The following is a 22,268-nucleotide window of genomic DNA, read 5'->3' on the forward strand; positions in this document are numbered from 1 at the left end:
TACGAACCGTCGATCAGAGGTGACCGGCGACGCTGGTAAACGTGGCGGACACCCCGCTGCCGACCGCGGTGGCGCCGGTGATGATGGCGACGGCGATGAGCGATGCAATGAGACCGTATTCGATGGCGGTGGCACCTTCGTCGCGGCGGCAGAGCGAATTCGCAAACTTCATGAGGATGATGGTCATGAGGCACTTCTCCGAAGTCGGTTGGAGGGACTGCCGACGTCTCCGCGGCAGCACCGACTGGGTCCATGCATTTGCAACTCGAATACCACTGTTGCGGAGCGCCGCATCGGCTGGACGCGCGCGCTCGTCGCGACGGTTGCGTGCTATTTCAGCGCGATGCACCCACGTCGCCGTGCATCGTCATTTCGGCGCACAATGACTATTTCCAATTGTGCGCGCCATCGCGCGCGGGTGCGCGCCAACGGTGCTCGAACGCCGTCACCATGGTACCGCGTACATCCGCGCTGATAACTCTTTTTTCCGAATCGGCACGGCGCGAGCGGCGCGCGAACGAAATCACGTCAGTGAATTGTCGCGCGCTGCTTCTGCGAATCCTAATTACCCAATCCGTTCGTCACTTATTTTACGGAGGGCGCGGCCGCTCGGCTCCACGCCGGAGCTCTTCGCGGGCGCAGGCCGCGCATGGCTCTGCTGTCAGCTCCGCGGTGCCCCGCTGCGCTCGAAGATGATCATGGGCGCGCCGTAGAACGAAACGCGCTGCAGCTCGCGGTAGCCGCATTTCTCCGCGACGCGAATGGATGCGACATTGGCAGGGCGGACGATGCATGCGGTGCGCGTCGGGCCGAGCTCCGCGTCGTACCAGGTGTGAATGGCCCGGACGATCTCGGTCGCGAAGCCTTTGCCGTGCGCCCAGGGGGCGAGCCCCCAGCCGGCCTCGGGGCAATCGATGGGCGGCTCGATATCGCGTTTGAAGTACGCGAGCCCAGCCTCGCCGACGTATCGTCCCGTGGCCTTCTCCTCGATGGCCCAAAAACCGAATCCAAATACGGACCAGTGGCCGATGTAGCGCAGCATCCTGGCCCAAACGTCTTCGCGCGGAATGGGCCGCTCGCTGACGTGGCGTGTGAACTCGGGCGCCGCGTACATGGCTGCGCAGGCGTCGAGATCGTCGGGGCGGTAGCCGCGGAGGTGAAGGCGTTCGGTGTCGAGGGTCGGAATGAGGACGGGTTGGGGCATGGCGCCGCCGTATCTTAGCCGACCTCACCCGGATGCACGGTGAATCGCGCTGCGGCGCCGGAGCGGCTCGCGGCTCGCCCCCCGGAGGTGTGCGAGCATCTCGGCGACGATGGACATGGCCACCTCGTCCGGGGTCTCGGCGCCGAGGTCGAGACCGACGGGCGCGTGGACGCGAGGATCCTCGAGCTTCGCAGGGAAATCGCCCGCGAGCGACACGGTGCGATGGCGCGGGCCGAGGATACCGATGTAGCTCGCCCGCGACCCGAGGGCCATGGCGAGGGCGGCGCGATCGCGGCCCACGTTGTGCCCCATGACGATGGCCAAAGCGCGGTCGGCCGCGTCGATGCGCGCGCGCACGAGGTCGAGATCGCCGAGGAGCGTGGCGCCGGCGGCTTCGAAGCGCGCGCGGCTCGCGAACGATGGGGACGCGCTCCACACGGTGACGGACCATCCGATCTGCTGCGCCATGCGCACCAAGGGAAACGCGTCGAGGCCCGCGCCCAGCACGAAGAGGTGCGGCGGCGGCACGATGGGCTCGATGAGCACCTCGATGGCACCGCGCCCCGTTTCGATGGATCGCGACGTCGCGCGCGGGGGCTCGGAGGACGCCGGACGCTCGGAGGACGCCGTGTACCCGGGCGACGCCGAACGCGCAGAGGGTCTCCACTGGCCCGAAAAGATCCGCTCCACGAGATCACTTCGCGTGGCGCGCGCGCCTTTGGCCGCCGGCGGCGCGAGCTCCTCGTCGCGAACGCACCAGCGCGCGCCGAGCGGGATATCCGGATCGGTGCTGCGAAAAACGGTGGCCATCCGCGCCCGCTGTCCGGACGCGAGCGCCCCGGCGAGGAGCGCCAGCGGATGATCGCGATCGCGCCCGTTCCCCTGCTCGAGCAGCACATCGACGATGCCGCCGCAGCCGAGGACCGCGTCCCCTTCCTCGGGATCCCGGGAGTCGTAGCGGAGCACCACGGGTCCGTTTCGCGTGCGCCAAAGGCCGGTGCGAATCAAATCGCTCTCGAGGCATCCGCCGCTGACATTGCCGGCCACGCGGCCCTCGGCGGTGGCGAGCAGCCGCGCGCCCGGGCGCCGGTACGACGAGCCTTGCACGCGCACGACCGTCGCGACGAGGAATGGAACGCGCCGCTCGAGCAAAGGCGATGCGGCGCGGACGATGGCGGGTGCGTCCAACATGCTCGTCTCCGCGCTCCTAATCGGGGCAAGGCGCGCCGGCGCGCGCCCACGTCTCCCACGCGCCGAGGAACTGCTCGCGGGGCACGGGCACCGGCGCGCGCCCGAAGCCGGGGCTCCAGCCCCAGGCCACCAGCGGATCGTCGAGGTGCGTGCGCAGTGCACGCATGTCCATACCGCCATTGCGGGTCGCGTCCTTGATTTGATTGCAAAGCGCGCCCGGCGCGACGCCGACGAATACCATCTTGGTCTCGGGCGACGGCATGTGCCAGCCCTTGATGTTACCCGGCGGCACGTGCATTCCATAGGCGCTGGGAGGGTTCGCCGGGCCATGGCACGTGCTGCACTCGGCGCCGACCATTCCATGGCCGGTGGGGCCGCGCTTGACGTTCTGGGCGTGCACGTGGCTGTCGTCGCCCTGCAGCGGCGCATCGCCTCCGGGGTGGCAATTCTGGCACCGCGGGTGCTGGAGCACACCGCGCACCGTCTCGAACGCGGCGAGTCCCGCCGTGCGATCCGCTTCCGGCGTGGCCGTCGGGCGGGTCGCCTCCGGACGACCGTTGCCGCACGCCGCGAGACCCGCAAGAGCGGAAAGGCCCGAAAGACCGGCGAGGGCGAGAACTAGAGAAGCTCGTTTCATGGCTTTGGCATTTCCGATGCAAGACTTTCCGATGCGAGGCGAAGGGGGAGCTTTCGCAGCCGCTGCTTGGTCAACGCAAACACCGCATTGGCCACGGCGGGCGCGATGGGCGCGGTCGCCGGCTCACCGATGCCCCCCATCGCGCGTCCGCGCGCATCGCTCGGGACGACGTGGACGGACACCTTCGGCATTTCGAACATCCGCAGCGGCGGATAATCGTGAAAGTTGCTCTCCTGCACGCGGCCCTCGACGAGGGTGAGCTCACCGTGGAGCGCGGCCGTCAACCCGAACGCGATGCTCCCCTGAACCTGCGCCTCCACCGCGAGCGGGTTGATCACGGTGCCGCAGTCCACCGCGCACGTCACCTGGTGCACCTGAATGCGATGGTCGGCGATCGAGATCTCCACCACCTGGGCGATGATGCTCCCGAACGACTCGTGCACCGCGAGGCCCCGCGCGCGCCCCGCGGGCAACGCGGTCCCCCACCCGGCTTTGTCGGCCGCGAGCTGGAGCACGGCCGCGAACCGCGGCTTGGGGCGCAAGAGCGCCAGGCGGTACGCCAGCGGATCTTGCCCGGCCGCGTGGGCGAGCTCGTCCACCAAGCTCTCGAGGGCAAACGCGGTGTGCGTGGCGCCGACCGAGCGCCACCAAAGCACGGGTACAGACGTCTTGGGCGAGTGGAGCGAGACGCGCTTGGCGCGCAATCCTTCGAGGTACGGCGACGCGTCGACCCCCTCGAAGGAGGTGTGATCGAGCCCATTTTTCGGCTCGAGCATGGTGCCGGCCAGGATGGATTGCCCGACGATCACATGATCCCAAGCGACGGGCATTCCCTTGGCATCCAAGCCGACCTGCACGCGGTGCACATACGCGGGGCGATAGTATCCGCCGCGGATATCGTCCTCGCGGGTCCACACGACCTTGACCGGAACGCCCGCCGCTTTGGCCACGTGAACGGCCTCCGAGACGAAGTCGGACGTGGGCACCCCGCGACGTCCAAAACCGCCGCCGAGAAAGGGCGTATGGATTTGAACCTTGTCGGGCGCGATCCCGAGGATGCGCGCGGCGGCGTTCTGATCCAGGGTCTGGCCCTGGGTCCCCGTCCAGATCTCGCAGCGGTCGCCGTCGATCTTCACCGTGCAGTTGAGGGGCTCCATGGGCGCGTGGGCGAGGTACGGAAACTCGTAATACACCTCGTGCCGCGAGGTCGCGCCGGCGAGCGCCGCGTCGACCTTGCCGGCTTCGACCACGATGGCGCCCGGTTTGCGGGCCTGCGCGCGGTAATCGGCGAGCAAGGCGCGCGAGGTGACACCGCCGCCCTCCGGTTTGCCCCATTCGCACACCAACGCATCGCGCCCGGTCTTGGCGGCCCAGAAATGCTTCGCCACGACGGCCACCCCATTGGGGATGCGCACCACCTTTTCGACCCCCGGCACCCGAAGCGCAGCCGCGCCATCGAAGGAGACCAGCTTGGCGCCGAACGCCGGCGGGCGCGCCACCACGGCCGTACGCAAGCCGGCAAATGCGATATCCATTCCGAATACCGCCTTGCCCGTGATCTTCTCCGGGGTGTCGAGCCGGCGCACGGGGGTCCCGAGGAGCTTCCAGTCCTTCGGATCCTTGAGCTTCACCGAGGCGGGCGGCGAAAGGCGCATGGCCTCCTCGGCGAGCTGGCCAAAGGTGAACGAATGCGCACCATGCGTGATCACGCCGTTTGCGACCTTGCAGCTCGCAGGCGCAACCTTCCAGCGCGCGGCGGCGGCGCGCACCAGCATGTCCTTGGCGATGGCCCCCACCGTGCGGTAGCGCTCGAACTCGCCGGTGGTGGTGGTCGAAGCGCCGGTCGACTGAACGCCCCATTGCGGATGGGCATACACGGGGGCGGCCGGAGCGTGCTCCGGGCGCACCTTGGACCAATCGCACTCCAGCTCCTCGGCGATCATCATGGCGAGACCGGTCCAGATGCCCTGCCCCATTTCGGAGTGGGCAATGACCACCGCCACCGTATCGTCGGCCCCGATCCGCAAAAAAGCATTGGCCGGCGGCATGGGCAGCGGCTTGGCGATGGCGGCGCGCGCGAGCTCGGGCACGTGGAACGTGATCACCAAGCCTGCCGCCGCGGCGCTCGTCGCCTGCAGGAACCCGCGCCGTGAGAGCTCGCGTTCGGACATCACCGGACACCTCGTTTCAGCTTCGACGCCAAGTGAATCGCCTCACGCACGCGAACGTAGGTGCCGCAACGACAGACGTTCCCGGACAGGGCCACATCGATGTCGGCGTCGGTCGGATTGGGATTTTTCTCGAGGAGGGCGGCGGCGGTCATAATTTGACCGGATTGGCAATAGCCGCACTGCACCACGTCGGCCTCCGCCCACGCGCGCTGCACGGGGTGCGAGCCATCGCTCGAGAGCCCCTCGATGGTGGTGACCTTGCGCGCGCCGACCGATGATACGGGCATCACGCACGAGCGCACCGGTTTGCCATCGAGGTGCACCGTACACGCGCCGCACTGGGCCATGCCGCACCCGAACTTGGTGCCGGGGAGGCCCGCGAGCTCCCGCAGCACCCACAGGAGCGGCATGTCGGGCGGAGCATCGATTTCGCGAATGGATCCGTTGATATCAATCTTCATCGTTGTGCTTTTTTCATCGGTGGACGAGGCCAAGCGAGGGCGGCCGCATGCCGGTCAACGAGCCATGTAGCTTCGATTCACGGTCAGGTAAATCTCGAAAAGTCCGAGTTGCTTGCCCAATCCTCCAAACGCCCGCCGCTCCAGGAGGATCTCGGCATTGACAAGAGCTCGACTTTCAAAGCCGAGGGACGAGCACTACGATTGAAGGGTCGACCGAAGCCCACGCCCGTGGCCCGCAGAGAGCACGTCCCCATGCCGCCCGATACACTCGCCGAAGCCATCACCCGCTACATGGACCGCCACCCCAGCACGGACGGCTTCTGCTCCACGGAACTCGAAGCGATGGCGTTCTCGCGCTCGGATCGACCGACATCACCGCTGCCGACCCTTTATCGGGTGGCCCTGCTCTGCATCGTCGTTCAGGGCGCGAAGCGCGTGATGCTCGGCACCGAGGCCTTCGACTATGACTCCATGCAGTACGTGGCGCCGTGCATGGACCTGCCCATGGTGGCCAACGTCACCCGCGCCACGGCCCGCGAGCCCTTTCTCGCGCTCAAGTTGGAGCTCGACATCGACATCCTCCGCGAGCTCATCGACCAACTCGACGGGCCGCCCGACCTGAAGCCCGACGATCCCCCAACCTCCGCCGACCCGCCCTTGGGGCTCTTCGTCGGCAACCTCCAAGCGCCCGCCGTCGATTGCATCCTTCGCCTCGTGCGGCTCTTGGAAACGCCAAAGGCCATCCCCGTGCTTCACCCGCTCATCGTGCGCGAGATGTACTACTGGCTGCTGACCGGCCCCGACGGCCCCGCCATCCGCCGGCTCGCCACGCGAAGCGCCCGCGCAAAGCGCATCGCCAAAGCCATCCGGATCCTGCGCGGCGATCTCAAAAGCCCGATTCGCATCGAGCGGCTCGCGGGCATCGCAGGCATGAGCGAATCGTCGTTCCACGCGCACTTCAAGGCGCTCACCACATTGAGCCCCTTGCAGTACCAGAAACAGCTGCGGCTCTTGGAGGCCCGGCGCCTGATCCTCACCCACGTGGCCAATGCCTCGGAGGCGGCGCACCAAGTCGGTTATGCGAGCCCCTCCCAGTTCAGCCGAGAATATGCGCGCATGTTCGGCTATCCACCGAGCCAGGAGCTCGGCGCGCGGCTGATCGGATGGCTCGCGATCGCGCCACCCGCGAGCTCGGCGCGGAGCATCAAAAGGAACCTCGAACACCAAACCGGAACTGCCTCGGCTCCTGATAGAAGGTCGCATGACCAAAATTCGGATTGACCAGTTCCGGTGTGAGCGGTTCGCCAGTAGACGCTCTCACCTTACCAGGCAAATCGGATCTCGTCCCCTTGGGGACCGGTCTCACGTCACTCGACGTATAGCGCTCGTCTCGACCGAGCGCGCCATGCACGTCGAGCAGGTTGAAGACATCGAGAACGAGCGCGACGGTCACTCCACTCTCGAACCGCCAGCTCCAGCCGACGTGGGTGCCAACATTCGCGCTCCACGGCAGGCGCTCTCCCGCACCACTTGGAAGGATAAACACGGAATCGGGTCCGTAAAGAGGATGAGCTCCACGAAAGCTCGTAGGACCTCCCGAGCGCAATTGGAAAGACACGCCGATCTGCGCAGTCGCCTCCCGTGTCACCTCGAAGTCTTTGGCGCCGTAAACTTTGAAGCTATGACGCCGATCGCCAGGAAGATCGCCGTTGGCGTTGACGAGGAGAGATTTTAGATCGAACGACGTCCCCGCATGTGGCTCGAGCCGACCTGTATACGGTTGATAGTATCCGGAAACATTTCCCCGAAGCCAGGACAACGTATAGCTCGTCTGAGCCAGCCAACCATCGCCAAACGACTTGATGAAGTAGAGCGTGCCGGCGTCGTAATCACGGCGCGCTTCCGGAAAGCTCTTGGCGATACCTCGCCCCGGATTGCCGATGAAGTACGTTGCGCCTTCGTCGCCGCTCATATCCTCGATGACCGTATTCAACCATCGCCGGACATAGCTGACGCCGATACGGCCGCTTCTGAAAAGCTCGTACTCGGCCCCGGCGCCGATCTCGCTCACCGATTGCGGGCGGAGGTCCGGATCGACCATCGGCTTGCCGGCGAAGGCGGGCACGTTGCCGCGATCCGGGATCCCCGAACCCAGCGCGCCACCCTGCGCGGGATACGTGAGAAGCGAGGCCGTACCTCCGGGTTGCGGCCTGCGCCTGGCGCTGGTGCTCGGAGCCATCCTGCTGGCGAGGTCGAGCGGCACGCTCTCGGCGTAACGCCCATAGCTGACGAAAAGCTTCGTCCGCCCCGTCTGCAGCGGGTCCACGACGAGGCCGATTCGAGGAGACACTTGATTCGGAGCGCTCAGCACGAGCTTTCCACCGTCATCGATGATGAACTGATTATCGTATCGGACGCCGATGTTGGCGGTTATCCCATCGCCTATCGCCCAACTATCCTGAATGAAACCGCCCACGCTGATCCCGTGCGTACGCGCGACGTGGCGGTCGAGGTATACGGCACGATCCGGGCTCGTCAAATAGCCCGTGCTCGTGACGGTGTGGGTCTGGTCCGACGATGATTCCGAGCTGCTCTCCCCTCCCGAAATCCCCTCGCTGGCCCAAGACGTCGCCCACTCGAGCTCCGAGCCGAATTTCATCACGTGGCGCCCGGCGGCGCGGGCCAAGATGGTGACGACACTCTTGAGCGCGTAGGTGTCCAATACGTGGACGCGGATTGCTCCCGGCCCGCCCGTACGGTACTGGGGGACGGGACAAATAGCACCTCGCGTCGTGCCCGCGGGTTCGCAAGCCGATACCTGCTCGAAGTCGTTGATTCCGCGGACGCTCGGCCTCCGGTAATTAATCGCAGGCACACCGGCATAGCCGACCCCGCTGCCGACACCAAAACCATCCGCCCCGAGAGTGCTGCCGCGTTGATGATGCCAGCCCAGGGTCATGTCGAGGATCTTCGACTTATCGTCGGACGTAGACGTCCACTTCAAGACCGTATCGTACGCGCTCGATCGGCGCTCGTGCGCCAATGCGCCGTACGTGCCGGTCAGGTTGTACTCTCCAACTGCGCTCTCGGTGAGGCCGGTATCAGGATTGACGGAATAATCACCGCCCCCGCCCGACTCCGTCGGTGTGGCCGCGAGCGTGAACGAGAGCTTGTTGCGCGGGTCGATACGCCAATCCAATTTCAAGAAGAGCTGATAGGAGCGAAACGAAGCATGATACCGACGCCGCGCCTCGATGACCTCCGACGGAGCGTGTTCCGCGCCGGGCGCGCTCTTGTAGATCGAACGATCGAGATTGTAAATCGCACGAGAGAGGCCAAAACCGGCGTAGTACCAAAGCACGTCCTTGGAGATCGGGCCGCTTCGATCGAAGCCGAGATCATATATGTTCGCCAAAGAACGACGCGTCTGAATCGCTGTTCCAGCGAAGTATGGATACTCGCGGTCCCCTTCCAGCGCGCCGGGTGTCCAGTTCGCCCAAATGGATGCATGATTTTCGTTGCTGCCGGACTTGGTCACCACGCTCAGGATTCCGCCGGTCGAGCGACCATACTCCGGCATGTAGCCGCTGGAGAGGACATTTGCTTCTTTTACGAACTCGATCGTGAGAGGCGATCCATTCGTCCCATATCGAGGGTTGTTGACGCGCAGCCCGTCGATGATGTAGGCATTTTCTGGCGACGTCGCGCCGGAAATCGACGTACCGTACGAGTCGGCGAACGCGCCTGGGGCAGCCTCGGCCGCCGCCTCGAACGTGCGCTGCGGGCCTCCTCGCGCGCCGGGGTTCGTAATGGGAATACGTGATACGAAGTCACCATCGATGTTCGCTCCGAGGCTCGTGGATTCGGCGCCGGCCGATGGCGAGCGCGCGGCGACGACGACCTCGCCGCCTTCGAGCCCCTCGGGAAGGAGGTCGACGTCGAGGCGAATCGTCACGTCCGAGCGAAGTCGAATTTGCTCGCGCCGGAGCAGCTTGTATCCGTCTTTGCCGAAGTGAAGTGTATATACGCCCGGCGGTAGCGAAGGGATGCGATAGCTCCCCGTGTCGTCCGCCCGAACCGTCTGCGCGCCTCGGAGCGCGGGCGAGGAGATGGTCACGACGGCATCCGCGACGCCGCGCTTCGACGCCGCATCCGAGATTCTTCCGGTGAGCGCGGCCGCCCCCTGCTGTGCCCGAGCCGGCGCCGTCGCCGTACTTGCCAGGGCCACGAGCAGCGCGCCATACGCCCGCCGTGACACCCCCGAAACGAGCCCGTGAGTCATCGGCGCGAAGCTGCGAGCTCGCACGCCTACTCGGCCTCTCTCGTACAATGCAGCACCGTGCTGCGCTCACGGGCCTTTCGCGCCGAGACGCTCCGCGGTTCATGACCCCAGCGCTGCTGAACCACCGCGTAGGCGGCGCACGCTCCCGGCAGGTCCCCCTGCCGCTCCAGCGCCGTTCCGAGGTCGAGGTTTGCCCATACATGCTCGAGCGGTCCGGCAATTATATCACAATTACTCGCTGCACGCCGCAACACGGGAAGAGCTCTCTCGACCTCGCCCGCGAATAGGTACACGCGACCTACGATCCAATCGAAGTCGACGCCGCTCCACATTTCGGATACGGTGTCTCGATAATCGTCGTACACGTGCACGGCATTCACGAAATCGCTAGCCGTCTTGGCCGCGAGCGCGTGCGTATACTCCCACTCCTCCTTCGTTCGATGGTAGTCCTTGCTGGTGGCCTCCTGCTCTACCCACCGTCGTCTGTGTTCTGCGAACGCTGCTGGGGACAGGTCTCCCAAAAGATACTGTGCTCTGCGCGAAAGCATTTCTCCCTGCATGATGTTCGACACCACCGAGCTGCCGAGCCGCTCGAGATATCGATCCGCCAAATTACGCGCCCGGCTCGTATCTTTCGTCTCCATGGCAATATTGATCTGAATCGATGTCAAGTATTCGTAGGTTTCTCCGTTAGCCGGCTCGGCCTTCATCTCCTCCAGCGCGCGTTGCGCACGGTCGAACTCTCCCGCCAAAATAGCGATATGTGCGAGCTCGTCTTTATCCATATTGGGGCGCTTTGCGCGCGCACTCGCGAGCGTGCCACCGCGACGGATCGCCACCCCTGCGAGTGCGCGCGACCAGTACACGGGAATACGTGGAAACTTTGCCAGCGCATCTCCATACTGCTCCGCCTCCTCACATCGCCCCGCTCGGACTGCATCGAATAGAAGCCAGCCGAGGCAACGGTCTGCTCTAGGGGACTCATGGATGCATCGTTTCATGGAATCGCGGGCTCGGTCGATGTTGCCAAGCATCGAATCTACCAAATACTTTCTATACTGCGCGATTACGAGCGAGGGATCATTTTGCAAGAACGAGTCGCACACATGAACGGCTTTTGTATATTCCCCCATCGTCATGTACACACTGGTTAGGGCATCGGCGATGAGCCAGTCGGAAGGAAAACGGGCTCGCGCGGCGAGTAGGCCGAGCTCGGTCCCGGCTAGGTATCGAGGAACGACCACGGCATCCGCATACGCATCGAGTAGCGCACGATCCCGTAGCCCGAGTCGTGTGCGGTGAACCATGGCTGCCCGATAGTGACCTGTTGCGATCGTGTCGCCTTGTCCCATATACAAAATGGCAATGTACAGGTGGGCCGCGGCCGAGTCCGGATCGAGCTCGAGCGCCCTTCGAAAACGATCCCTGGCTTCCAACATCGAAGCATCGTGCCAAGCCCGAAGTCCATCCTCGAGGAGCTTCGTCACTTCGAGATTTCCGGCAGCGGCCATCTTTTCGTCCACGTCCGTTGCGGCAGGAGCCCCCGCCGACGTCTCCCGCCGATTGGGCTCGGAGCCGAACGCGGGCGCCGCAGCCTTTGGTGGCCGGCGTCCGAATGCCACCCCGATCGTGACCGCGAGCACGACGAGGGCGGGCCAAATGTAACGGCGTCGAGCGGCCCACTTTCGTTTCGTGCGAGCTACGCGATGGGATGAGGTCTCACTCGGCGACGGTTCATCGAGCCGGTCTGTCGTGGTCGAGGGGATTTTTTCCGCGGCATCGCGCGCGAATGCGACTTCGAGGGCGAGCAATGCTTCGAGCAGCTCGTCGGCCGTACCGAAGCGGTCGGAGGTTCGCTTGTTCATCGCGCGCTGTAAAATGTGCTCCACCTCGAGGGGCAAATCGGGTCGGAGGCTGCGGGCGGACGGCGCTCGATCTCGAGAGAGCACCGCATTTCGCACCTCCGAAGGATTCCCTCTCCCAAATGGTGAAACATCGGTGAGCATCTCGAAGAGCATGACGCCGGCCGCCCAGATGTCGGTTCGCGAGTCTTGAGGCTCACCCTTCCATTGCTCCGGAGCCATGTACCGGGGTGTCCCCGAAAACTCCCATCTTGGCGCGTCGGCGTCCGTGCTCATGGTCGCAATGCCGAAGTCGAGGATCTTCGCAGCCCCGTTCTTGCCGATGATCACATTGCTTGGTTTCAAATCGCGGTGCACGATTCCCGCGCGATGTGCTTCGGAGAGCCCCCTTGCGATATCCGTCATGATTTCGACCGCGCGCCCGAGCGCGATGCGCTCCTCGCGCAATATCAGGTTGAGCGGGCTACCCTCGATGTACTCCATCACGAGAAACGGCAGTCCCTTGTCGACGCCCATATCGAAGAGGCGCACGATGTTCTCATGGCTTAGGCGTGCGCAAGCTTGCGCCTCGAATCGAATGCGCTCCAGCGCTTCGCTGGTCGTAAGCGCGGCGTTGGTGAGAAACTTGATAGCCACCAGCCGATCGAGGAGCGTGTCGCGCGCAAGGAATACGACGGCCATGCCACCATCGCCCAAACGGCGGACGAGCTCGAACCTCCGGCCATCCGCGCCACCGACATGCTGTCCCGCGCTCGGATGGTGACTTCGCACCTCGCCCGCGGACGCGAGCGTCGGGTCAAGGACCGCGGGCGGGTGTTTCACACTGTCCGTGCGTGTGTGCGGTAATCGGTCGAACGTCTGGCGGGCCTCTTCCTTTTCGGAGCCCGCGCTCTCGCGACTACGCTCCTCGGAGTTCGAGATCCCCGGGCTCTTCTTGGTTTCCATTGGCGGGTTTCGTTCGGAAGCGCCTACGCACACGGCACTCGCGGCCGTAGTCAGAGGAACATTCTAGCCATGTCGATGAGCCGTACGATGGCGGATGTCATCTTCGGCAACAAGGGATCCGTAGCGCCGGGATCCGTCGAGCTGGAACGGTATGGCAATCGGTGACCAATGGCTCCAATCGATGTCTACGCGACAACAATTGAAAGGCCATCCCGTCGAACAAATTTGGAATCCGTGCGAGCGAACAGCATGACACCGGGCGAGTGCCTGCGATCGGGCGTCCAAGATCGCGCGTTCCGGCTCGAGCCTAGGTACGCCGCGGCGCGGAACCTTCAAGGTCGGCATCTTGCGCCGCTCGGCCGCTCGGATGAAGCGCGCATCGAGCCGCGCGGGCATTCACGCATAGGGCTGTTGCGTTACTCGGGCGCTTCGGGCGGTGCGAAAGCAGAATGGCTTCCACGGTACTTCCATATTCTATGGACGATGCACCACGCGGATTGAAGCGACACGTTCAGATGCACTCCGGCTTGTACGTCTTTTTCGTTCCCTCGAAGTAAAACGGAGGATCGCACGACACGGGCGCGCTCGAGGCGCTCGCCGGTGACGAGGCGGGCGCGCGTTGCGGCTTTGCGGGCGGGCGATGGGGGCGCGCCGGAACGGCGGCGGCGGCCGTATTCTTTACGGATGGCGGTGAAGACGTGGGCGTGGACGCAGATGCGGACGTGGACGCAGATGCAGGCGTTTGCCCCGATGCGGATGCCGACGCGGACACCGCGGGAGCGGCCGATGGGGGCGGCGATTTGACGGCGGGTGGAGCCTTGGCGAGGGGCGCCTTGACGGGGGCGGGTACGGGCTCGAGGGAGACGTTGGCCGTCACGTAGGGGCGAACGAGCACATAGGCCAACGCCAATGCGACGGTGAACGCGAGGATCCGCAACCAGGGGCGCCGGGGTGGGAGAACGGATGGCGCGAGCTCGGTGGCGGCGGTGCCGCTGGGGAGCATGCGGAGGCGCATGCGCGGTTTGCTGTCGACGGCGTTTTCGCGCGGTGTGAAGCGGGCGGCGCGCAGGACGGTGGATACGGGTGGGGCGCTCGTTCGAATCGCGCCGAGGTGGTTGCCGAGCATTTCGCGCCTCTCGGCGCGCTCCTCGGCGAACATTTCGGAGATGCGCGCGCTGACGTCTCGGACCATGACGGGGTCTGGGGAGCGGCGAAGGTAGCCCTCGAGATCGTCCAAGAACTCGACGGCGGACGCGTAACGATCTTCGGGCCGCACGGCGCACGCCTTGTCGCAAATGCGCGCGAGGTCGGACGGCGCGCGCGGCATTTCGAGTCGAAGGGACGGAAGGCGCCCTTGCGCGAGCATGGAGAGAATTTCGGTATCGGTCTTTTGGTACCACATCGAGTGACCGGTGACCGCTTCCCAGATCATCACCCCGACGGCGAAGAAATCGGTGCGCACCGTCATTTCGCCGGTGACCTGCTCGGGGGCCATGTACCGCGGCTTTCCTTTCAGAACGCCGACGCGCGTCTTCAACCGGGAGTTTCGAGCCTTCGCGATGCCGAAGTCGAGGAGCTTGATCTGACCGTCGTAGGTGACGAAAACGTTGTCCGGGTTCACGTCGCGGTGGATCAGGGCCATCGGCGTGCCGTCGAGATCCGTGAGCGAGTGCGCATATTCGAGCGCGCGCAGCACCTCGCAGAGGACGCGCAAATACATATTCAAGCTAAATCCGAGATAGCGAAGCTGCAATATCCGCGAGAGCGCCTGGCCGCTGAGGTATTCCATCGCGATGAAGTGATGGTCACCTTCCCTGCCGACCTCGTAGGTGTGGATGATGTTCGGGTGATGCAGCCGCAGCGCGACCCGCGCCTCCTCGTAGAACATCGCCACGAAATCGTGGTCGCGCGAAAATTCCGGTTTGAGCTCCTTCAGCACCACCACCTTGCTGAAGCTGCTCGGCCCTTCGGCGATCGCGATGTAAACGTTCCCCATCCCGCCGTGCTCGAGATCGGCGATGAGTCGATACTTCCCGATCATCTGCTCCGAAGCCGCACTCTCCGACATCGGACTCCCCCCGCCCTGATGACATCAACCAACTATCGAACGACTCCCGGCATCCACGAAAACACCAAAACTACGCCCCTTTTGACGAAGCTACGTACATCTCCGCCAAGGTCAAGAGTATTGCCGGCGGACCGTCGCGTCGCGGGTTCACTTTTTCACGCGGGCGCGATTCTTTTCGAGTCACTTCACCGCGAGCTACCGTCCTTACGGTTCGTACTCTCCATCGCCGCGCCAATCGCGCCCTCATCGCTCTTGCCGATCGCGCCACGCATCGACGTGGCCGTTCGTGCCCTCATCGATATGGATTCAGCGAACGGACGTTTCATCGATGTGGAAGGAGGATTGTCGATCGATTCGCCGCGGGCAGCTGCGGGTGCAACTAACGTCCCAGCTCGGGCCACACCTCGCGGTACATGCAAAACGTCGTCGACTCGGTGATCTTGCGGGTCGCGTCGGTTCCGACGCGCTTGGCGAGATCGCTCTCGAACTCTTTCAGCTCCTTGGTTCGAGCGAGGTAGTAGCGTTCGACCGGAGGGAGGTTGGTTTCGGAGCGGCGGCCGGCCCGGACCTCGGCCACGCGGCGAAAGACGCCCTCGTCTTTCTGCGCGGCCACATCGAGCATCGATTCGCACATGGCCGCGCCGATTCGCTCGACCACCCGATGGTCGACCCCCAGCCACTCCGCGCAGTGCTTTTGCGTCTCCTCCCAGGAGCGCGCCGTGGCTGCTTTGTAAACATCGGCGATGGCTTGGGCATCGTTCGGGCCAAGCCCCACGGTGCGGAGCTCGTCCTCGCTCGGAACCCAACCCTCGGCCATGGTGCATGGCCTGCTCAGCTTCACCCGCCCTTCCTCGGCCAATTTTTTCCACTCGTCGGTGGTCGGATCGAAGCGATCGCCCTCGTACGGTGGCGGGGATGGAGGAAGGATGGCGGGGGCCTCGTCCGGCGCGCTCGCCGTGGACGTGAGCGCCTCGCGCTGCGCCAAACGATCCTGGCAGCGCATCAGCGAGTCCGCGATTTCTTGGCGCGCAGAGTCATCCGTCTCGCACGCGCCATCGCGCCGCGCTGCCTCCTCGGAACGGGGGCCCGGATGACTCGATCGATTCAGCGCGCTTCGGCCCTCGTAAAATGCAACGGTGAGGAGCACGCCGAATACACCCGCGATGAGGTACGGTTGCATCATCGACTCTCCGCAAAGGGTATCCCGCGCAGGGCGAAGTACCGCCCGCGAGCATACCTCGCGTGCGCCGGAGCGGCGCACCCGAGCGTCGAAAAATCGAAGGCTGAGCTAGTGATTCGTCCGCGATTGCCGCAAAGCGTTGCAATACATTTCTACACACTTGCAGACAGCAAGGAGGGACTCCCATTCACCTCGCCGATTGCGCTTCAAGGGGCCTCGTCGACGGAGGTGATGGTGATGTACGGGGGGAAGCTCTGAACGTTGGAATAGTCGTTCTCGAGAACGAGCTTGGTGCCATCCCGCTCGACCTCGCGGAACCCCGCAAACTTGTAGGTGATGTACATCTGCCGATTGCGATCGGTGGGCACGAACTCCGCGCGCAAACGGGCGCCGGCCTTCTGCGCGCGACGGAGGATGTGGTTCAGCAAGACGGTCCCCACGCCACGCGACATGACCCGGCACGACATCAAGAGAAGCTTGAGGGTCCATACCTCCGGCTCGGGAGACGTGGGTGACGCGGGCGCGCCGGCGATGCGGCCCGAGCGCTCCACCAGGGCGAGGCCGATCTTGCCGTAGGTGCCGTATTTGTCCTCCAGCCCGGCGATGAGCAAATCGTGATGGGGCGACGTTCGAAATGCACTCAGCTCGTCGTACGAATAGGTGTAGCCGGTCGCGTTGAGCTGGTTGGTGCGCACGGTGAGCTCCTCCGCGCGCTTCAAATCGTCTTCTTGGGCAGGCGCGATGACGAAGTGCATGCCGAGGGAGGCGAGGAACTCGTCGAGGCTTCCGCGATGGGACTCTTCCACCGTCTTGCGCTCGATATCGGCCTGGTACATCTTGCGCCGCACCCGGGAATCGTCGGTGATGAAGCGCGGGTTCATCTCGGGCAAGCTCGGGATGGAGGCCGCGTCGGCCGCGTCGATGCACCGCACCTCCGGGTGCGCGAAGCGTACCTCGTCGCGCTCGAAGGGCTGGTCGTCGACGAAGGCGATGGCGTCGATACCGAAGTTCAACGAGCGCGCAATGGCGGCGATGGATTGCGATTTGCTATCCCAGTGGATTTGCGGATAGAGGAAATATTCGTCGATGCCGAATTCACGCAGCTTGGCCATGGCGACCGCGGGATCGTTGCGGCTGGCGATGGAGTGGAGGATGCCGCGCGCGTCGAGGACGCGGATGGCCTGGGCGACGTCCTCGCGCAAGGTGACCCGTGCGTCCTCGAGGAGCACGCCGTCCCACAAGGTATTGTCCAGATCCCAAACGATGCACTTGATGTTCTTCTTTTTGTCCTTTGGCGCTTGGGGCTCTCCGGTGGCGCCGGAGATGGCACTATCGTCGATTTGCGTCGTCATGGCTTCCTCCACGATGCCGTTCCCCCCATGGCGCGGACCGCGCCGGCGTACTCCTGATAGGCGTACTCGGCGAGGGTAATCTGTTGGATTTGCGAGCTGCCCTCGATGATCTCCATGATCTTCGCGTCACCCAAATAGCGCTGAAGCGGATAATCGCCGCTCACCCCATTGGCGCCGTGCAGCTGGACGGCGTCGCCCGCCGCGCGCACGGCCGCGGTCGAGGCAAAATACTTGGCGACGGAGGTGGCCGCGAGCGCCCCCGGATCTTTGCGGTCGCGCAGGCGCCCGGCCTCCATGCAGAGCATTTCGGACGCGTGGAGCGCCGTGTACATGTCGCTCACCATGTGCCGCACGAGTTGGTGCTCTTTGAGCAACACACCGAATTGTTCGCGATGGCCGGTATAGGCCACGCACGCCTCCAGGCAAGCGCGGAGGATGCCCACCGAGCCCCAAGCCACCGTGTAGCGGCCCAAATCGAGCGCCATCGAGGCGACCTGCGAGATCCCGAGCCCGCGCCGGCCGACGATATGGGTCGCCGGAACGCGGCAATCCCGGAGGCGAACGCTGGCGGTCATCGACGCGCGAATGCCCATCAAGTCGAGGATGGGCGAGGTCTCGAACCCCGGGCGCTCGCGCTCGACCAAAATGGCAGTGGGCCCCTCCTCCGTGCGGCCGAAGAGCAGAAAGAGGCTCGCCACCTGGCCGTAGGTGATCCAGCTCTTATGGCCGGTCACGACGATGTCGTCGCCGTCCGGTCGCAGGAGGGTGCGCACGCTCTTGGCGTCGCTTCCAATGTCGGGCTCCGAGAGGGCCAGCGCCCCGATGCGGGCGCCGGAGGCGAGCTGCGGGAGCCACGTCTCTCTCTGCGCGCGGCTCCCCCAGCGAAGAATGGCCTGCGCGACCATGGTGTGAACCGTCAAGAGGCTCCGCACCGACGAACACCCGCGCCCGAGCTCACCGGCCAAGAGCCCGAGGGTCACGGCGTCGGCCCCTCCCCCGCCGTACTCTTTGGGGATCGTTCGTCCCAAATATCCGCGCTCGGCCAGCTGGCCGACGAGCTCCGGGGGCGTGCGCTGCGCGCGATGGAATTCATCCGCGAACGGCGCGATGTGCTCGTCGACGAAGGCGCGGAACGCGAGGCGCGCGGCCTCTTGCTCGGGGGATAGGGAGAGGGTCATGCGGCCTTCGATTTGCGCTGCACCAGGCCGGTCAGGGCGCGGATGGATCGGAAGTTGTCGAGCTCCATGTCGTCGTTGTCGATCTCGATGCCGAACTCGTGCTCCAAGAAATTGACGAGTTGAATGGCAAACATGGAGTTGACGAATCCGAGCTTGAAGATGTCGTCTTCGTCCGCGATCGCGTGGGCCGGGAAGAACTTGGCGAGGTAGTTGGTGATCTTCGTTTTCGGGTCTTCGCTCATCGCTTTTGCCTGCCGTCAATCGTAGTTGTAGAACCCGCGGCCCGATTTGCGGCCGTGGAGCCCGGCGTCCACCATCTTCTTCAGCAGCGGACAAGGGCGGTATTTGTCATCGTCGAAGCTCTCGTGGAGGACCTCGATCGAGTAGAGGATGGTGTCGAGCCCGATGAGATCCGCCGTCTCCAGCGGCCCCATTTTGTGCTCGAAGCAGCCCTTGAAGATCTTGTCCACGTCGGCCGCGCTGGCCACCCGGTCTTGCACGAGGAAGATGGCCTCGTTGATGGTGAGCATCAGCACGCGGTTGGAGACGAAGCCCGGCATGTCCTCCACCACCACGGAGGTTTTGTTCATCTCGCCGAGCAGCCGATTGGCGGTATCGAGGGTCTCGGGGGTGGTGTGAAAGCCGCGGATCACCTCCACCAAAGGCTTCAAGGGGACGGGGTTCATGAAGTGCATGCCCAGCACCTGCGAAGGGCGCTTGGTGGCGGAGCCGATGCGGGTGATGGAAATCGCCGAGGTGTCGGCGGCAAAGACGACGTGGGGCCGGCAAATGCCATCGATGCGCTCGTAAACCTCTTTTTTGATGGGCCACTTTTCGGTGACGTTCTCGATCACGAAATCGGCTTTGGCGAGCAGCGGGTAGTCGGTGGTGAAGGTGATGCGCTCGAGGATCGCCTTGGCGTCGAGCCTCTCCTTCGACTTGCCGAACAAGGCGTACGCGCGCAGCCCATTGCGGATCTCCTTGCGGGCGCGATCGAGCGCCGCGCCGGAGACGTCGACCAGCACCACGTCGTGCCCGGTCTGCGCGAGATCTTGCGCGACCCCCGCGCCCATCACCCCGGCGCCGACGACGCCGACCGTGGGAAACTCCAGCTTCGATGTCGATTCCATCAGTGTCCTCTGCGAATGGCGTAGATATTGTAAATATTGGTCCCCGCGTAGAGCGCGTCCTGCTCGGCGATGACGGTGAAACCATGGCGCTCGAACCGCTCGGTGAGCGCTCCCACGCGGCCATTCTCGTCGTGCGCCTCGAGGACGATTTGCGAGAACTTCGGCCAATCGGCCTCCTCGATGCCTTCGATGACCTCGAGCTCGGATTTTTGAACGTCGACCTTCATCAAATCGACCCGTTCGATCGCGTGCTCGCGCAAGACGTCGCTCAAGCGTCGCAGCTTGGCGTCGAAGGTGACGGTCGCGAAGCGCACGTCGAGGAGCTCGGCCTCGTGCGCGCCGATCTCGCCGGCCTTGGCGTCGCCGCCCTTGCGCTGATTGTCCATGATGGCTTTGAGGTTGCGTCGCTCTTCGGCATCGTCCGGGTGGAAGGAGGACATGCCGGCGCTATGCGGATAAAAGGTGAACGGCGCCGAGCGCTCCCGATTGGACAAACCAAAGTCGAAGACGGTGGCGCGAATGCCATGTTGCTGCACGTTGCGCCGGATGATCTGGACCAGCGGCGGCGCCGGCTCGAAGGTGAAGATGCGCACGTCCTTCGCCTCGCCGTGTGCGAACACGGTGAAGAGGCCGATGTTGCCGCCCACGTCGAGCACGCAGCCGCCGTCGGGAATACGAATGCCGTGCTTGACGTACGAGCGGTGCTCGAAAATATCGTCGTAGAAGTGTAGGGTCTCGGCCTCGTTTTGATGGGCGACACGAAGCCCGTTGGGCAGCTGGAAGAGCGGTTTGTCCGCCTCGGCGCGGGCGCGCGGGGCCAGCGCTCCGCCGCCGCGCAAGGTGTCGATATCGGCGGCCATCGCGTCGAGGGTCGGCGATTCGTAGACGCGCCGGAGCGGGAACCTCACCCGGAACGAGCGCGCGATGCGATCGATGAGCCGGGTGGCGACCAAGGAGTTTCCACCCAATCGGAAAAAATGCGCGTCCGTGGTCGCGACATCGCACTTGAGCAAGGTTCGCCAGATGGGCGCGAGCTCCTTTTCCGTTTTGGTGCTGGGCGGCGCGGCATTGGCCGATGCGGTGCTGGATAATGCAAGGTCGGATGATGCGGCCGCGGAGGGCGATGCGCGCGGCAGATCGACCGGGTCGAGGGCGGCCTGGGGGAATCGCTCCCATTCGACGGCGGCGCCGCTGAGCCAGAGGCGGCTCACGGCCTTGAGGAGGACCGAGGTGTCCGGCTCGGGATCGAAGGTGTGGCGCATCGAGGGGAGGACGGTGCGCCCTTCGCCCTGCGGAACGAGGCTGCTCAAGGTTTGACCGGGACCGACTTCGAGCAGGGTGCGCGCGGTGAGGGTCGCGAGCGCGGAGAGACCTTCGGCGAAGCGCACGGGCTGGCAGAGGTGTTTTGCCCAATAGGCGGGATCCGTCGCCTCGGCGGCGGTGATGGGCGCGCCGGTTACGTTCGAGACATAGGGAATGCGCGGAGGGTGGCGGGTGAAGCCCGCGACCAGCCGGGTCACGGGGTCGGCGATGGGGGTCATCATTTTCGTGTGGAACGCGTGCGACGATTGCACGCGGCGGACGGCGGTGCCGCGTTCGCGGAGTCGCTTTTGGAGCGAATCCACCTCCTCGGGCGGGCCCCCCACCACGCAGAACTCCGGCCCGTTCACGGCGGAGAGCGAGAGGTGCTCGCCGAGCAGCGGCGCGATCTCCTGCTCCGGGAGCATGATCGCGAGCATGGCGCCGGCCGGGAGCGACGCGATCAGCTGCGCCCGCCGCGCGACCAAGGTCAAGGAGTCCTCGAGCGAAAGAACGCCCGCGAGGCAAGCCGCGACGTATTCGCCGAGGCTGTACCCCATCATCGACGCGGGGTTCACGCCCCACGCTTGCCATTGTTTGGCCAGCGCATACTCGATGACGAAGAGCGCCGGCTGCGCGTTTGGTGTTTCATTCAGCCGGGCCTCGTCCGGGGTAGGCGCGCGGCCGTCGCGTCCGAGCATCCGTCGAAGATCGAGCCCTCCTTTGGGCGATGCCTGGGCGGCGTCATCATGGGTTCCACTCGGGTGCATGACCGTGCGAATGTCCACCCCGAGCTCCGGACGAAGGAGCTCGGCACATCGGTCGACCTCATTCCGGAAGATAGGGAGCGCGCGATAAAGGTCGAGGCCCATCCCGATGTAATGATCGCCCAAACCTGGAAACAAGAACGCGACCGACCGCGCCAATTCGTCAATCGCCGAGGACTCGCGCAAGGCGATGGCGCGCTTGGCATAATCGAAAAGAAGCGCACCGCGATGTCCGTTCGTTTGCGACCCTGTCGCATGAATGCGAATGAGCGCATCGACTTTCACAGATTGCGCCATTTGCTCGTAAACCGCGGCAAACCCCGTGGCGAGATCGGTCGTATTGGGGGCCGTGAGCAGCGCCAGTTGCACAGGGCTCGAGGCATCTTCCATGTCGAAATTTGGATTCGCGGTCATGCAGTTTCCTTCTCGGTATCCACGAACAAGCTCTTATCCATACGCCGAACGCTCGTCGGCGGCGCAGACAAAAGACCTGCCGCCATCAAGATGACACCTATCGTGCAAAGAGTCCCGCCTTCGCGAA

Annotated in this window: 16 protein-coding genes; 1 reads left to right on the top strand and 15 read right to left on the bottom strand. The window is 64.6% G+C overall.

What is annotated here, in order from left to right:
- Positions 1–13: 13 nt before the first annotated feature.
- The 6 genes from LZC94_30265 to LZC94_30290 all read right to left on the bottom strand — a co-directional run bounded on the left by LZC94_30265 (position 14) and on the right by LZC94_30290 (position 5,664).
- Positions 14–187, bottom strand: a complete 174-nt coding sequence (locus tag LZC94_30265) for a Flp family type IVb pilin (protein WXB12126.1) — start codon at positions 185–187, stop codon at positions 14–16.
- Between the two features lie 474 nt (positions 188–661).
- On the bottom strand, positions 662–1,204 hold the full coding sequence (locus tag LZC94_30270) for a GNAT family N-acetyltransferase (protein ID WXB12127.1): 543 nt from the start codon (positions 1,202–1,204) through the stop codon (positions 662–664).
- Between the two features lie 24 nt (positions 1,205–1,228).
- Positions 1,229–2,395 (bottom strand): XdhC family protein, encoded by a 1,167-nt coding sequence (locus LZC94_30275; protein WXB12128.1) that lies wholly within the window; start codon positions 2,393–2,395, stop codon positions 1,229–1,231.
- Positions 2,396–2,411: 16 nt separating this feature from the next.
- Positions 2,412–3,032 carry a hypothetical protein gene (locus LZC94_30280; protein WXB12129.1) on the bottom strand — a complete coding sequence of 207 codons (621 nt, stop codon included), beginning with the start codon at positions 3,030–3,032 and terminating at the stop codon, positions 2,412–2,414.
- Complete coding sequence (locus tag LZC94_30285) at positions 3,029–5,203, bottom strand: xanthine dehydrogenase family protein molybdopterin-binding subunit (GenBank protein WXB20270.1); 2,175 nt, start codon at positions 5,201–5,203, stop codon at positions 3,029–3,031. The genes LZC94_30280 and LZC94_30285 overlap by 4 nt, the downstream gene beginning before the upstream one ends.
- Positions 5,203–5,664: a (2Fe-2S)-binding protein gene (locus LZC94_30290; GenBank protein WXB12130.1), complete on the bottom strand. Its 462-nt coding sequence runs from the start codon at positions 5,662–5,664 to the stop codon at positions 5,203–5,205. The genes LZC94_30285 and LZC94_30290 overlap by 1 nt, the downstream gene beginning before the upstream one ends.
- Positions 5,665–5,916: 252 nt before the next feature.
- Between LZC94_30290 and LZC94_30295 the strand changes: the two genes are divergently transcribed.
- A complete protein-coding gene (locus tag LZC94_30295; protein WXB12131.1) occupies positions 5,917–6,945 on the top strand; it encodes an AraC family transcriptional regulator in 1,029 nt (342 codons plus the stop codon).
- Here the strand turns inward: LZC94_30295 and LZC94_30300 are convergent.
- The 9 genes from LZC94_30300 to LZC94_30340 all read right to left on the bottom strand — a co-directional run bounded on the left by LZC94_30300 (position 6,869) and on the right by LZC94_30340 (position 22,141).
- Positions 6,869–9,205, bottom strand: coding sequence for a TonB-dependent receptor (locus LZC94_30300; GenBank protein ID WXB12132.1), 2,337 nt, complete (start codon positions 9,203–9,205; stop codon positions 6,869–6,871). The genes LZC94_30295 and LZC94_30300 overlap by 77 nt on opposite strands.
- Positions 9,206–9,972: 767 nt before the next feature.
- Entirely contained in the window at positions 9,973–12,753 is a 2,781-nt protein-coding gene (locus LZC94_30305) for a protein kinase (GenBank protein ID WXB12133.1), read from the bottom strand.
- Between the two features lie 511 nt (positions 12,754–13,264).
- The gene (locus LZC94_30310; GenBank protein ID WXB12134.1) at positions 13,265–14,821 is read right to left on the bottom strand and encodes a serine/threonine protein kinase; all 1,557 of its coding nucleotides are present in this window, start codon (positions 14,819–14,821) and stop codon (positions 13,265–13,267) included.
- 379 nt (positions 14,822–15,200) lie between these two features.
- The gene (locus LZC94_30315) at positions 15,201–16,004 is read right to left on the bottom strand and encodes a hypothetical protein (protein WXB12135.1); all 804 of its coding nucleotides are present in this window, start codon (positions 16,002–16,004) and stop codon (positions 15,201–15,203) included.
- 203 nt (positions 16,005–16,207) lie between these two features.
- The gene (locus LZC94_30320; protein ID WXB12136.1) at positions 16,208–17,353 is read right to left on the bottom strand and encodes an HAD-IIIC family phosphatase; all 1,146 of its coding nucleotides are present in this window, start codon (positions 17,351–17,353) and stop codon (positions 16,208–16,210) included.
- Positions 17,350–18,531, bottom strand: coding sequence for an acyl-CoA dehydrogenase family protein (locus tag LZC94_30325; protein WXB12137.1), 1,182 nt, complete (start codon positions 18,529–18,531; stop codon positions 17,350–17,352). Before LZC94_30325 ends, LZC94_30320 begins: the two co-directional genes overlap by 4 nt.
- Positions 18,528–18,773, bottom strand: a complete 246-nt coding sequence (locus LZC94_30330) for a phosphopantetheine-binding protein (GenBank protein ID WXB12138.1) — start codon at positions 18,771–18,773, stop codon at positions 18,528–18,530. The genes LZC94_30325 and LZC94_30330 overlap by 4 nt, the downstream gene beginning before the upstream one ends.
- Before the next feature lie 15 nt (positions 18,774–18,788).
- Positions 18,789–19,661, bottom strand: a complete 873-nt coding sequence (locus LZC94_30335; protein WXB12139.1) for a 3-hydroxyacyl-CoA dehydrogenase NAD-binding domain-containing protein — start codon at positions 19,659–19,661, stop codon at positions 18,789–18,791.
- On the bottom strand, positions 19,661–22,141 hold the full coding sequence (locus LZC94_30340; protein ID WXB12140.1) for an FkbM family methyltransferase: 2,481 nt from the start codon (positions 22,139–22,141) through the stop codon (positions 19,661–19,663). The genes LZC94_30335 and LZC94_30340 overlap by 1 nt, the downstream gene beginning before the upstream one ends.
- Positions 22,142–22,268 lie beyond the last annotated feature (127 nt).

The sequence above is a fragment of the Sorangiineae bacterium MSr11954 genome (assembly GCA_037157815.1).
Lineage (GTDB): Bacteria > Myxococcota_A > Polyangia > Polyangiales > Polyangiaceae > Pendulispora > Pendulispora albinea.

What these genes read in the sequence shown, in the direction of transcription:
- LZC94_30305 (WXB12133.1), bottom strand. Translation starts at nt 12,753, where the DNA reads ATGGAAACCAAGAAGAGCCCGGGGATCTCGAACTCCGAGGAGCGTAGT.
- LZC94_30295 (WXB12131.1), top strand. Translation starts at nt 5,917, where the DNA reads ATGCCGCCCGATACACTCGCCGAAGCCATCACCCGCTACATGGACCGC.
- LZC94_30265 (WXB12126.1), bottom strand. Translation starts at nt 187, where the DNA reads ATGACCATCATCCTCATGAAGTTTGCGAATTCGCTCTGCCGCCGCGAC.
- LZC94_30315 (WXB12135.1), bottom strand. Translation starts at nt 16,004, where the DNA reads ATGATGCAACCGTACCTCATCGCGGGTGTATTCGGCGTGCTCCTCACC.
- LZC94_30270 (WXB12127.1), bottom strand. Translation starts at nt 1,204, where the DNA reads ATGCCCCAACCCGTCCTCATTCCGACCCTCGACACCGAACGCCTTCAC.
- LZC94_30310 (WXB12134.1), bottom strand. Translation starts at nt 14,821, where the DNA reads ATGTCGGAGAGTGCGGCTTCGGAGCAGATGATCGGGAAGTATCGACTC.
- LZC94_30285 (WXB20270.1), bottom strand. Translation starts at nt 5,203, where the DNA reads ATGTCCGAACGCGAGCTCTCACGGCGCGGGTTCCTGCAGGCGACGAGC.
- LZC94_30335 (WXB12139.1), bottom strand. Translation starts at nt 19,661, where the DNA reads ATGGAATCGACATCGAAGCTGGAGTTTCCCACGGTCGGCGTCGTCGGC.
- LZC94_30320 (WXB12136.1), bottom strand. Translation starts at nt 17,353, where the DNA reads ATGACGACGCAAATCGACGATAGTGCCATCTCCGGCGCCACCGGAGAG.
- LZC94_30330 (WXB12138.1), bottom strand. Translation starts at nt 18,773, where the DNA reads ATGAGCGAAGACCCGAAAACGAAGATCACCAACTACCTCGCCAAGTTC.
- LZC94_30340 (WXB12140.1), bottom strand. Translation starts at nt 22,141, where the DNA reads ATGACCGCGAATCCAAATTTCGACATGGAAGATGCCTCGAGCCCTGTG.
- LZC94_30275 (WXB12128.1), bottom strand. Translation starts at nt 2,395, where the DNA reads ATGTTGGACGCACCCGCCATCGTCCGCGCCGCATCGCCTTTGCTCGAG.
- LZC94_30325 (WXB12137.1), bottom strand. Translation starts at nt 18,531, where the DNA reads ATGACCCTCTCCCTATCCCCCGAGCAAGAGGCCGCGCGCCTCGCGTTC.
- LZC94_30280 (WXB12129.1), bottom strand. Translation starts at nt 3,032, where the DNA reads ATGAAACGAGCTTCTCTAGTTCTCGCCCTCGCCGGTCTTTCGGGCCTT.
- LZC94_30290 (WXB12130.1), bottom strand. Translation starts at nt 5,664, where the DNA reads ATGAAGATTGATATCAACGGATCCATTCGCGAAATCGATGCTCCGCCC.